Source organism: Aequorivita antarctica (assembly GCF_007997155.1).
Classification (GTDB): Bacteria; Bacteroidota; Bacteroidia; order Flavobacteriales; family Flavobacteriaceae; genus Aequorivita; species Aequorivita antarctica.
This window is the reverse complement of sequence record NZ_VORT01000005.1, coordinates 39,304-51,936: the sequence shown is the minus strand read 5'-3', so window position 1 is coordinate 51,936 and position 12,633 is coordinate 39,304. Positions and strand designations below refer to the sequence as shown.

At 36.4% G+C, this 12,633-nt stretch carries 12 protein-coding genes; 11 read left to right on the top strand and 1 reads right to left on the bottom strand.

Annotated elements, in window-relative coordinates:
• The first annotated feature begins 56 nt into the window (after nucleotides 1-56).
• Nucleotides 57-1,124 carry a class II fructose-bisphosphate aldolase gene (fbaA, locus tag ESU54_RS08350; protein ID WP_111844505.1) on the top strand — a complete coding sequence of 356 codons (1,068 nt, stop codon included), beginning with the start codon at nucleotides 57-59 and terminating at the stop codon, nucleotides 1,122-1,124.
• 40 nt (nucleotides 1,125-1,164) lie between these two features.
• A complete protein-coding gene (gene accD, locus ESU54_RS08345; protein ID WP_111844504.1) occupies nucleotides 1,165-2,031 on the top strand; it encodes an acetyl-CoA carboxylase, carboxyltransferase subunit beta in 867 nt (288 codons plus the stop codon).
• A gap of 51 nt (nucleotides 2,032-2,082) precedes the next feature.
• Here accD and ESU54_RS08340 read toward each other — a convergent pair whose 3' ends face one another.
• Nucleotides 2,083-2,916: a hypothetical protein gene (locus ESU54_RS08340; RefSeq protein WP_146743991.1), complete on the bottom strand. Its 834-nt coding sequence runs from the start codon at nucleotides 2,914-2,916 to the stop codon at nucleotides 2,083-2,085.
• Nucleotides 2,917-3,086: 170 nt separating this feature from the next.
• On the opposite strand from ESU54_RS08340, the gene rpsO reads away from it, so the two are divergent.
• From rpsO to ESU54_RS08295, 9 genes are all read left to right on the top strand, one after another.
• A complete protein-coding gene (rpsO, locus tag ESU54_RS08335) occupies nucleotides 3,087-3,356 on the top strand; it encodes a 30S ribosomal protein S15 (protein WP_045080761.1) in 270 nt (89 codons plus the stop codon).
• Nucleotides 3,357-3,574: 218 nt separating this feature from the next.
• Nucleotides 3,575-5,824 carry a polyribonucleotide nucleotidyltransferase gene (locus ESU54_RS08330; RefSeq protein WP_111844502.1) on the top strand — a complete coding sequence of 750 codons (2,250 nt, stop codon included), beginning with the start codon at nucleotides 3,575-3,577 and terminating at the stop codon, nucleotides 5,822-5,824.
• A gap of 252 nt (nucleotides 5,825-6,076) precedes the next feature.
• Entirely contained in the window at nucleotides 6,077-6,607 is a 531-nt protein-coding gene (locus ESU54_RS08325) for a GNAT family N-acetyltransferase (protein WP_111844501.1), read from the top strand.
• Nucleotides 6,608-6,768: 161 nt separating this feature from the next.
• Entirely contained in the window at nucleotides 6,769-7,329 is a 561-nt protein-coding gene (locus tag ESU54_RS08320; RefSeq protein WP_111844500.1) for a Crp/Fnr family transcriptional regulator, read from the top strand.
• 62 nt (nucleotides 7,330-7,391) lie between these two features.
• Nucleotides 7,392-8,309 carry an alpha/beta fold hydrolase gene (locus ESU54_RS08315; protein WP_200830107.1) on the top strand — a complete coding sequence of 306 codons (918 nt, stop codon included), beginning with the start codon at nucleotides 7,392-7,394 and terminating at the stop codon, nucleotides 8,307-8,309.
• A 311-nt stretch (nucleotides 8,310-8,620) separates the two neighbouring features.
• The gene (gene proC, locus ESU54_RS08310) at nucleotides 8,621-9,421 is read left to right on the top strand and encodes a pyrroline-5-carboxylate reductase (protein WP_111844499.1); all 801 of its coding nucleotides are present in this window, start codon (nucleotides 8,621-8,623) and stop codon (nucleotides 9,419-9,421) included.
• 21 nt (nucleotides 9,422-9,442) lie between these two features.
• On the top strand, nucleotides 9,443-10,213 hold the full coding sequence (gene proB, locus ESU54_RS08305) for a glutamate 5-kinase (RefSeq protein ID WP_111844498.1): 771 nt from the start codon (nucleotides 9,443-9,445) through the stop codon (nucleotides 10,211-10,213).
• Nucleotides 10,214-10,241: 28 nt separating this feature from the next.
• Nucleotides 10,242-11,441: a glutamate-5-semialdehyde dehydrogenase gene (locus tag ESU54_RS08300; RefSeq protein WP_111844497.1), complete on the top strand. Its 1,200-nt coding sequence runs from the start codon at nucleotides 10,242-10,244 to the stop codon at nucleotides 11,439-11,441.
• Between the two features lie 117 nt (nucleotides 11,442-11,558).
• Complete coding sequence (locus ESU54_RS08295; RefSeq protein ID WP_111844496.1) at nucleotides 11,559-12,596, top strand: hypothetical protein; 1,038 nt, start codon at nucleotides 11,559-11,561, stop codon at nucleotides 12,594-12,596.
• Nucleotides 12,597-12,633: the final 37 nt, after the last annotated feature.

Below are 12,633 nucleotides of genomic sequence, written 5' to 3'. Positions count from 1 at the left end.
TCAGCTGAAGCTTAAAAACAATGCACGATTAACGTTTAACATTTTACCACAAAATTATGAGTCATGGAATTAAGCCTGGAGTAGCCACAGGAAAAGAAGTTCAAAAAATACATCAATACGCCAAGGAGAAAGGCTTTGCTATGCCCGCAGTTAATGTTGTTGGATCCGATAGTGTTAATGCTGTTATGGAAACCGCTGCTGCGCTCAATGCGCCAGTTATTATTCAATTTTCAAATGGCGGCGCACATTTCAATGCGGGAAAAAGTCTTTCCAACGAAAATGAAAAAGCGGCAATAGCTGGTGGTGTTGCCGGTGCAAAACATATCCACGAACTTGCAAAAGTTTATGGAGCTACTGTAATTCTTCACACAGACCATTGCTCTAAAAAAATACTTCCGTGGATTGATGGTTTGCTTGATGCAGGTGAAAATTTCTTTAAAGAAACTGGCAAACCGCTTTACAGTTCACATATGATAGATCTTTCCGAAGAGCCTATTGAAGAAAATATTCAAATCTGCAAGCGCTATTTGGAGCGCATGAGTAAAATGGGAATGACCCTAGAAATTGAATTGGGTATCACTGGAGGTGAAGAAGACGGCGTGGACAATACCGGCGTAGATTCCTCAAAACTTTATACCCAACCCGAAGAAGTTGCTTACGCTTATGAAGAACTTTCTAAAATAAGCGATCAGTTTACCATTGCTGCTGCCTTTGGAAATGTACACGGTGTTTACAAGCCAGGAAACGTAAAATTGACTCCAGTAATTCTGAAAAATTCGCAGGAATATGTTCAGAAAAAATTCAAGACGGGCCATAATCCAATCGACTTTGTTTTCCATGGTGGGAGTGGTTCTTCTGTGGAAGAAATCCGCGAAGCAATCGGCTATGGTGTGATAAAAATGAATATTGACACTGATATGCAGTTTGCTTTCACTGAAGGTGTTCGCGATTATATGGTAAACAATCTGGAATATTTAAAAACACAGATAGGAAACCCCGAAGGCGATGACCTTCCAAACAAAAAATATTACGACCCACGGAAATGGCTTCGCGAAGGAGAAATCACTTTTAAGAACAGACTTGAACAGGCCTTTAAAGATTTGAACAACGTAAACACGTTGTAAGCCTTGATTAAAAATAAAAATATTAAACAAACACTAGTTTATGCCTTGGTTTAAAAGAACAAAAAAGGGAATTCAAACCCCAACCGAAGAGAAAAAGGACGTCCCAAAAGGACTGTGGTATAAATCACCAACTGGAAAGGTGGTAGATAGCGAAGAGCTTGAAAAGAATTTTTATGTAAGCCCGGAAGATGGCTACCACGTGCGCATAGGTAGTAAGGAGTATTTTGAAATCCTTTTTGACAACAACAAATTTAAAGAGTTCGATAAAAACCTTACGTCTCAAGATACTTTAAAGTTTGAGGATAAAAAGAAATATACTGATAGGTTAAAGGAAGCCCAGGACAAAACTGGACTTAAAGATGCTATTCGTTGCGCCGTTGGAAAATCCATGGGTGCTGATTTGGTCGTTGCTTGTATGGACTTCAGTTTTATTGGTGGTTCTATGGGAAGCGTTGTAGGCGAAAAAATTGCACGTGCAGCAGATTATTCACTTAAAAAGAATATCCCATTATTGATTATCTCAAAAAGTGGCGGTGCCCGTATGATGGAAGCAGCACTCTCTTTGATGCAGCTTGCAAAAACAAGTGTGAAATTAGCTCAATTGAGCGATGCGGGAATACCTTATGTTTCATTATGCACAGACCCAACCACTGGAGGGACAACTGCTTCTTTCGCGATGCTGGGTGATATAAATATTAGCGAGCCCGGAGCATTAATAGGTTTTGCAGGACCGCGTGTAGTACGTGATACCACAGGAAAGGAACTGCCCGAAGGTTTCCAAACCGCTGAATTTGTTTTAGAGCACGGTTTCCTCGATTTTATCACGCATCGCCGAGATCTGAAAAGAAAAATTAATCTCTATCTCGATTTGGTTTTAAACAGACCACTTCGTGAGAAAATTGCATAAAAAAAAGCTGCCCAAAAACGGGCAGCTTTTTTTATGAAAAATCAAATTCAATTAATTCATTATAAAAGGATATTCTTGGCCATTATAAATAAATACAGCCATGTTATCACATTCGCCATCTCCAAAATCAATAGCTGCAGTTAACCCATCTTGAGTTACTTCAAGCCGGCCATCAACAACATAAGGGCAGGCGGTTTTATAAACAAGCGTCTCAGTAACCTCTCCGCTGCGTTCAAAACCATTGGTGAATTTAGTTTGCCAATTTCCGTTTATATGATATACATTGTCAAGCCATGTACCGGAACCAACACCTTCCACCCATTCAGAAATACGGGTTCCATTTCGAGTACCAGTAACCGTAGTATTCGGGAAACTCACAGTAATACTTTCGGTAACGGTAGATTGCGGATTATCGTTTTGATTTGCAATTTCATATAAAATACTGCCGCCACCGCTTACGCCGTTTCCGTTGATAACAAAATTCTGAAAGGTGTAATTGACCGTATAAGTTCCTGAAACCAAAGGCCCATATTCCAAAAGAATACTTCCAGAAACTACATTCCCGTTGTTCAACGTGCAAGAGTTACCAAAATCCAATAAAATGGTAAATACGTTTCCTTGCATTTCAACGGTTATTGTGGTACAATCCGAGAAGAGTGAAAATTGAGTTATGCCACGGCCACCAGTTTCATTTTCAACAAAAGCCTGTTCTATAATATTGAATGTAGCCTCAGTAACATTATCAGTTTTTGCAGCTCTCATAGAATTGTCTGAAGAAAAATTAACTTCTTCCGAAGAATCATTTTCGTCTTTATTACAACTTGTAAACAAGAAGATACCCATTGCTAAAAATGACACAATTAATCTAAAAGGGGTGATTTTCATAAATTTGAGGTTTAGGGGTTTAGACAGATATAACGCAGAAAAATGGGAATAGATATATTTTTGAATTAATTTTATTGAAACATATAAATTTCAAATTCGATTTTGTACTTTTGCGGCCTTGATTATCAAAACGGTAGTCAGTACATAAAAATCATTTTAACAATATTGGCATGTATTTATCAACAGAAGAAAAAGGAAAAATTTTCGAAAAACACGGAAAGTCTAAGACTGACACTGGGTCAGCAGAAGGACAGATTGCGCTATTCACGTATCGCATTGAGCACTTAACAAAACACCTTAAAGCAAACCACAAGGACTACAACACTGAGCGTTCTTTGGTAATGTTGGTAGGTAAGCGTAGAGCATTGTTGGATTATCTTATGAAAAAAGACATCCTTCGTTACCGTGCTATCGTTAAAGAATTAGGATTACGTAAGTAATATTCAAAGGGCTCTTACGAGCCCTTTATTTTTATTTCAACTATTTTTTAGGAGTAATATTCTGAAAAAACATAGAAAAGCTACCCTTAGGTTTTTCATTGGTCAACCACGACAACACAACAACACTAAACCTGAAAATCAGGTTTTGACCAAAATTAACGTACTCCTTTGCTATTGCTGAAAAAGCAAAAGCTTCTGAGCACAAAAATGAAAAACAAATGATACCTAAAGTATTTAGAGAGGTCATAGACCTAGGTGATGGAAGAGAGATTTCCATCGAAACCGGAAAATTGGCAAAACAGGCCCACGGGGCTGTAGTTGTACAATCCGGAAAATGTATGATTCTTTGTACCGTAGTTTCAAACTACGAACAAAAAGACTTAGATTTTCTACCCTTAACAGTAGATTACCGCGAAAAATTTGCCGCTTCAGGTCGTTACCCAGGTGGTTTCTTCAAAAGAGAAGCAAGGCCGAGTGACGGAGAAGTATTGACTATGCGTTTGGTGGATCGTGTATTACGCCCACTTTTCCCAAAAGATTATCACTCTGAAACACAAGTGATGATCCAGTTGATGAGCCACGATGAAGACGTTATGCCAGATGCAATGGCAGGTTTGGCAGCTTCTGCCGCTATTCAACTTTCAGACTTTCCTTTTGAATGTGCTATTTCTGAAGCAAGAGTAGGACGTGTAAATGGAGAATTCATTATCAACCCAACCAGAGCACAATTAGAAGGATCTGACATCGATATGATGATTGGTGCTTCTGCAGACAGTGTAATGATGGTGGAAGGTGAAATGAAGGAGATTTCAGAAGAAGAAATGACCGAAGCAATTAAATTTGCACACGAACACATTAAAGTACAATGTGCCGCACAACTTAGACTTGCCGAAGCTTTCGGAAAAAAGGAAACTCGTGAGTACCCTGCAGAAAGAGAAGATGCAGACCTTGAGAAAAAGGTTTATGATATGGCGTATGATAAAGTTTATGCTATTGCACAAGCTGGTTCAGCTAAACACGAAAGAAGCGCTGCTTTTTCTGAAATAAAAGATTCTATTAAAGCTACTTTTTCTGAAGAGGAATTGGCAGATTTTGGCGAATTGGTTTCAAAATACTACCGTAAAGCAGAAAAATCTGCTGTTAGAGATTTAACTTTAAATGAAGGATTGCGTTTAGATGGACGTAAAACGTCAGACATTCGCCCTATCTGGTGTGAGGTTGACTATTTGCCATCTGTTCACGGTTCGGCAATATTTACACGTGGAGAAACTCAAGCTTTAGCCACTGTAACTTTGGGAACTTCTAGAGAAGCAAACAAAATAGATATGCCATCTTACGAAGGCGAAGAGACATTTTACCTTCACTATAACTTCCCTCCTTTTTGTACAGGTGAAGCAAGACCTATTCGTGGAACATCTCGTAGAGAAGTTGGTCACGGTAACCTTGCACAACGTGCATTAAAAGGAATGGTACCAGCAGATTGTCCTTACACAGTACGTGTGGTATCTGAAGTATTAGAATCTAACGGTTCTTCTTCTATGGCAACTGTTTGTGCAGGAACTATGGCAATGATGGATGCTGGTATACAAATGAAGAAACCAGTTTCTGGAATTGCAATGGGATTAATTTCTGACTCAGCCTCTGGAAAATATGCTGTATTGTCTGATATTTTAGGTGATGAAGATCACTTAGGCGATATGGACTTTAAAGTAACCGGAACTGCAGACGGTATTACTGCTTGCCAGATGGATATAAAAGTAAAAGGATTGGGTTATGAGATTCTTGTAGCTGCATTAAAGCAAGCAAGAGATGGTCGTTTACACATTCTTGATAAATTGACTGAAGCTATTGCTGCTCCTAGAGAAGATGTGAAGCCATACGCACCTAAAATGGTTACCGTACGTATTCCTAATGAATACATTGGTGCATTGATTGGACCTGGAGGAAAAGTAATTCAAGAGCTTCAAAAAGTAACAGGATGTACTATCGTGATAAACGAAGATCCTGTAACTGAAGAAGGTATTGTTGAAATTTTAGGAACTGGACAAGAAGGAATCGATGCTGTTTTAGCAAAAATTGATTCACTAACATTCAAACCTGAAGTTGGTAGCGTTTACGAAGTGAAAGTAATAAAAATGCTTGATTTTGGTGCTGTTGTAGAATATACAGATGCTCCCGGAAACGAGACATTGCTTCACGTTAGCGAACTTGCTTGGGAAAGAACAGAAAACGTAACCGATGTAGTAAACATGGGTGATGTTTTTGATGTGAAATTTATTGGTTTCGATCCAAGGACGAAAAAAGATAAAGTTTCTAGAAAAGCTTTGTTGCCAAAACCTGAAGGTTATAAGGAACGTCCACCACGCGACGATAGCCGAAGTGGTTCAAGAGACAGAGATAATCGTGGACGCGACAACCGTGGCCGTGATGATCGTAACAGTCGTGATAGAGATAGAAAAAGAGATTAATTTCTTTTCAAATAAAACTAAACGCCTTTCAGCAATGAAGGGCGTTTTCTATTTGGTATACAATTGTTTTTTTTAATATTTTTATAATATTATGGCGGCAATTTCATTAGAACCCTTTAACAAGCTAGGGACAGCACTTGAAAACGAGGTATAGGCCTCACAGAGCTGAAGGTGATTTAATTAGCAGATGGTTATACAAGATCGTTAGCGGTCAGGCCAAGAACGAAATCAGTCACAAATATTATAGAAATAATGGAACATAGAAATTTGAAAACCTTCCCTATATTGACAACTGAAAGGCTGACTCTCCGACAATTATCTGACAGTGATGTTCAGGAAATATTTCTTCTTCGTTCTGACACTTTAATAAACAAATATCTTGACAGGCAGCCAAATAAAACATTGGAAGACGCATTGGAATTTATTGAGAAGATAAAAAACAATAGCCTATCTTATTGGGCAATTGCACAAAAAGGAAACGAAAAACTTGTAGGGACAATTTGTCTTTTTGATATTTCAGAAGAACAAAAAAAATGCGAAATTGGATATGAACTTTTAACGGAGTATCAAGGAAAAGGAATTATGAGAGAGGCAGCAAAAAAAATAATTGAATATTCAATTCAAACACTTGGACTAAAAACAATTGATGCTTATACACATAAGGACAACCAAAGTTCAACCAATCTTCTTAAAGAATTGAAATTTAAGACTACGGATAGCATTGATGAGACAAATTCAAAATTGATTTTATTCCGACTAAACATTAGTAATAAAAATAAATAAGATTCAAAAAAAGTCCGAACCGCTTATACCGTATAAAATTAATTGCTGGCACTCGCCTACTTTCAAAAATTGCTTCGCTCGTGTCTATTCGGTTTGTATTTGCTAAATTGGGTGCTTAAACATCGCAGCTAATCTTATAAAAACCGGAAGCACATTACAAAATGAAAGAATTTCTATCCAAAATACATCTAGTTGAAGATAACATTCTTGAAGAGTACCTTTCTTGTTGGACAGAATATTCTGTTCCAAAAAACACTATTATGACTTGGAAAGGAGATACAGAGCGCTATATGTATTTTGTACTAGATGGAATTCAAAAGTCCTATTACATAAACAAAGACAAGGAACATATTATAGCATTTACTTATTCCCCTTCTTTTTCAGGAATTCCTGAATCCTTCTTGAATCAATCACCTTCTAACTATTTTTTAACGACAATTACGGATAGTAAATTCTTGCGAATATCATTTAAAAAACACCAGGAGTTAATGTCTAAACATAGATCGATCGAAACATTATTTCGAAAAGCAACTGAGTTCTTGTTGAGCGACACTTTAAATCGTTACTATGAATTAATGGCATTCGATATAGAAACTCGGTTTAGAAATTTCACTTCAAGAAGTCCTCATTTACTTCAAATGGTATCACATAAAGACCTTGCTTCTTATTTAAGAATTGACCCAAGCAACTTTAGTAAATTACTTGGAGCTGTAAAAATTTGAAATCTTGGTTTATACCAAGATTAGATTGATAGTATAGAATGACCTTTGTTTCAAAATAAATTATGAAACAATTACTAGCAATGTCAACACTATCAATTATGAATTTTTCAGTACAAGCACAGCAATGGTTAGACACAACCTTATACCCATTCGAAAACAAATTTATGCAGTTAGATGCAGGAGAAATGCATTATGTAGATGAAGGAGAAGGAGATATTATATTATTCGTTCACGGCACACCAGCTTGGTCATTTCTTTATAGAGACTATATAACTGAACTATCAAAAAAATATAGATGTATAGCAATCGACCATATCGGTTTTGGATTGTCGGAAAAACCTGAAATATCTGATGGTAGACCGCAATCTCATTCCAAAAATTTAACCGAATTTATAGAAAAGCTTGATCTTAAGGGAATAACTATTGTAGTGCACGATTTCGGAGGTCCAATTGGTCTTTCTTCAGCAATTCAGAATCACAATAGAATCAAGCAAGTGGTTATGTTTAATACTTGGCTGTGGGCAACAAAAGATAACCCAGCAGCGCAAAAAGTGGATAAAATAATCAATAGTGGAATTGCTCAGTTTCTGTACCTAAGAATGAATTTCTCCCCCAAGTATTTAATAAAAAAGGGATTTCACAAAAAGGAAAATTTATCAAAAAAGGTCCATAAACAATACATTCATCCTTTCCCGAATAAATCTTCTCGTCTTTCACTGTTGAATATTGGTAAATCATTAGTTGGGTCGTCTGATTGGTATCAAGAGCAATGGTTGAACTTGGACAGATTAGAACAAAAACCTTGGCTTATCCTTTGGGGTACTAAAGATGAATTTATCACTACAGATTACTTGCAAAAATGGGAGAAACGATTACCACATGCAAAAGTGAAAAAGTTTGATTGTGGGCATTTCGTTCAAGAAGAAGAAACAAAAGAAACAATTCAAGAGATTGAAAAATTTATGAAGATGGATTATTAAAACGTACTAAAACACCCGAATATAACATATAAAATAACTAAATTTCAAAAACGCCTTTAGTCCCGAGAATTCAGGGAGGGCGTTTTTGTATGCCATAATAACAGTGTTTTGATATATAAGCTCCATTTACCGACATAAAAGCATAGTATTATTTTTGGATCATAACTTTAACAAATATTTAGTGATTCCCCTCCCTTGCATTAACCACTAAGCTAACAACCCTTTATTTTTAATATATAGCCGAATTACTAATAAGCTCCCTTTCTAGTACAATACTTGCAGTTATATAAATTAAATAACAAAAAACAATTATGAAGGTACTAGTAATAGGCGCAGGAAATATGGGATTAACCTATGCAGAAGGCATGGCAAAATCTCCATATCTAAATCGCAGAAATTTAATGATCTACGATGTTTCCCCCGAAAAGACATTGGAATTAAAAGAAATTCCAAATTTTGATGCTTATGATAAAATAGCAGATTGCCTTCCGAAAGCGGATGTAGTTTTTATAGCCGTAAAACCTTATCACAGTGAAGAATTATTTAATTCGATGAAAAATTTGGTAAACGAAAACCAACTGTTTATTTCCTTAATGGCAGGAATTACAATCAATACCATACAAGAAGGATTGGGAATTAAAAAAGTAGTGAGGGCAATGCCCAATCTTCCTGCAAAGGTAGGTTTGGGAATGACTTCCTTTACAGAATCAAAAGAAGTAAGCCGCATTGAGTTAATAATGGTACGCAATCTTCTGGACACTACAGGAGAAGCCATCCATGTTAAAAATGAAAATTTCATCAATGCTTCAACAGGTATTTCTGGAAGCGGGCCAGCTTATGTTTTTTACTTTATGCAATCTATGATGGAAGCTGCTCTTAAAATGGGCTTTTCACAGAACGATTCCAAAATTTTGGTTACCCAAACATTTGAAGGTGCTGTAGCATTGTTCAATGATTCGGATCTTTCACCAAATGCGTGGATGGATATGGTTGCCTCAAAAGGAGGTACAACACGTGCTGCCTTGGATTCTATGGAAGACAACAACGTAAAAGAATTAATTAAAGAAGCTGCATACGCGGCATTTGACAGAGCAACAGAGCTCGGACAATAATCAAATACCAAAAATAAAATTATGAATAAAAAACGAGTGGTTATAAAAGTAGGAACCAACGTTATGACTAACAGAGATAACAGGATAGTAGTGCCTATTCTAAATGAACTGGTACGTCAAATTGCTGAAGTTTATGAAAATGGGTTTATGCCCGTATTAGTTTCATCAGGATCGGCAATTGCAGGTAAGGAAGTTTTAGGTGAATGTTTGGCTAAAGATGATGCTACCCGCAGACAGATATACTCTTCGGTCGGACAACCTCGAATGATGCGGCATTACTATAGTTTATTTCACAATCACGGAATGCGTTGCGCACAAATTTTGGCAACAAAACGCGATTTTTCACCAGGAAAACACCGGGAAAACATGATTAACTGTTATGAAGGTTTGCTTGATGAAGGGATTGTTCCCATTGCAAATGAAGATGATGCCGTGTCATTAACACTCTCTATGTTCAGTGATAATGATGAATTGGCAAGCTTGGTTGCAGAATTAATTAAAGCTGATGCTTTGATTATTTTAACCGACACAGATGGTTTATATACTGGAAATCCAGATCATAAGGATTCCCGAAAAATTGATGAAGTACACCATGAAGAAGAAGTAGAACACTATGTTCAGAAATCTGAAAAAGGTGAAGGTGAAGGTCGTGGCGGAATGAAATCTAAATTGAAAATTGCCAAGGAAACTTCCCTGAAAAACATACCTACTTATATCGCTAATGGAAAACAGAAAAATGTAATTGTAGATATTTTGAACGGAAAAAAAATCGGCACAAAATTTTACGCATAAATAATAACTAAAACTGAAGAGAGATAATATGAAATTGATAGACACAAAAATAAAGAATGAGGTATTGGATGCTATGATGAAAAACATAGACCAAAGCCGTAAGGCTATTTTAGAAGCCAATAAAAAAGATTTGGAAGCTTTTAAAAAAGACGATCAAGCATTGTACGATCGTTTAGTTTTGGACGATTCCAAAATTGACGGAATGATAAAAGCAATTTCTGAAGTACGCGCCCAAGAAGATCCCGTAAATCAGGAAATTTCCAATATTGAACTAGATAACGGACTTAACATCATAAACAAGACCGCCCCTTTCGGCACTATTATGATTATCTATGAATCTAGGCCGGACGTTACTGTAGAGGCTGCTGTTTTAGCTTTTAAAGCCAATAGCAAAATCTTATTAAAAGGAGGTAAAGAAGCCTTCAATAGCAATAAGGAATTGGTGGCTTGTTGGCATAAATCGCTTGTTGAAAATGGATTGGAGAAAGACTGGGTCCGTATGCTACAATTAAACCGGGAAGAAACACAGGCATTTCTTAAAAATCCAGATGAGCAATTGGATCTTATTGTACCTAGAGGAGGCGAGCGATTGATTAATTTTGTAAAGGAAAATGCAAAATGTGCCGTTTTAATTAGCGGAAGAGGAAATAACTTTTTATATGTAGCCGAAGATGCCGATTGGGTAAAAACCCTTCAGGTTATTTTAAATGCCAAGACTGATAAAATTTCAGGTTGCAATGCTTTGGATAAAGTTTTAATAGATAAAAAACTTCCACATTATGAAACCCGCCTTCAGGAATTAAAAACTGTATTGGAAAAAGCCAAGGTAGAAATTTTGGTAGATCAAGAAATAAAGAAGGTGCTTTCAGAAAATAAATCTATTCCTAGTGAAGACACGTGGAGTGAAGAATTTTTAGCAATGAAAATTGCCGTGGGAGGTGTCGAGGGAATAGACAAAGCCATTTCAAAAATAAATAAATATAGCGGTGGTCATTCAAGTGTTATTCTGACGGAAAACACTCAAAAAGCGAAACATTTTATGGAAAATGTGGATAGCGCTGCCGTATATCACAATGCCTCTACCCGCTTTACAGATGGTGGGCAAATGGGGGTTGGTGCAGAACTTGCCATTAGCACAGACAAATTGCATCACCGAGGTCCATTAGGCTTAAAACAGTTAGTCACCAATAAATACTATGTCTTTGGTGATGGACAGGTAAGAGTTTAATTAAATATCATTTTTACCAAAAATGCCTTTAGTTTCCTAACTAGAGGCATTTTTTTATTTACCACGCAACCTTTTAAAAAATTTAAGACTATAGGGTAACAACGTAACAGAAATATTATGAAAAACCTTTGTTATCTATCTCTCATTCTTCTACTCACATTTTTCAATTCCTGCGAAGACGAACCCATAAATAAAGCCGATCCCTCAAAGGTTATTCAGGTGGATTCTGAACTTTATAATTTAATTGAGCGAGCAGCGGGAAATGATTTTGAAAATGAAATTACCTGTATTGATTTTAATTACCCTTTCACTTTGGTAATCTATTATGAAAATATGGATGTTTTCGGTTACCAGGTTATAAATAGTGATATACAATTCAGTGAGTTTCTAGGCACCTTGGAAGTAGGAAAATCTATTAGCCTAAGCTATCCTATAAGCAGTGTTTTGGACAATGGACAACCTTATGTTATCAACAATAATGATGAATTAAAAGAAGCCATAGACAAATGCTTAAAGGCAGACACAATTACAACTTGCAACAATATTTTAACTGAAACCTCGTGTATTTGGAAAGTGAGTCATCTTGACGGTCCAAATGTTGAATATGATGGTTCATATTTTGAAGTGAGCAATTTCGGAAATGCAGGTTTGTATTTTCAAGATCACTCCTTCGGCGGAACTTGGGTTACCTATTTTATAGAGGATGAACTTCACCTCAATATTTTTCTAACAGGCGATGAAAGTATAAGTAACGACTGGAATTTTGATTGGAAAGTAGTCAGTTTTGACGAAGCGCAAATGGAAATAGCAAATGGAGTGGACAGCTATCGCTTCATTAAAGACTGTTACGAACCGTGTAGAAAATTTCTTTTTGAAGAATGTGAAACCGAACCGGGTTCGCAAAGTGCCGTATTTGATCTAGAAAGTTATTTTGATTGTTTCTTCCCTTTCACAGGTATCTCTGATCCTTCAACTGTAAGCTGGAGTTATTACGAAACTTACGAAGACATGCTTGCAGGAACAAGCCCCATTACCAATTTAATGTACGAAAACAGTGTAAACCCGCAAATTATTTATATTAGATTTGATGATATTAATACGGGTAATCCGCTGGTTTATGTTCCAATAATTTTAAAAGCAATTTCCTGTTATTAATATAATTAAATATGAAGACAAAAATATTTTTTTCAGC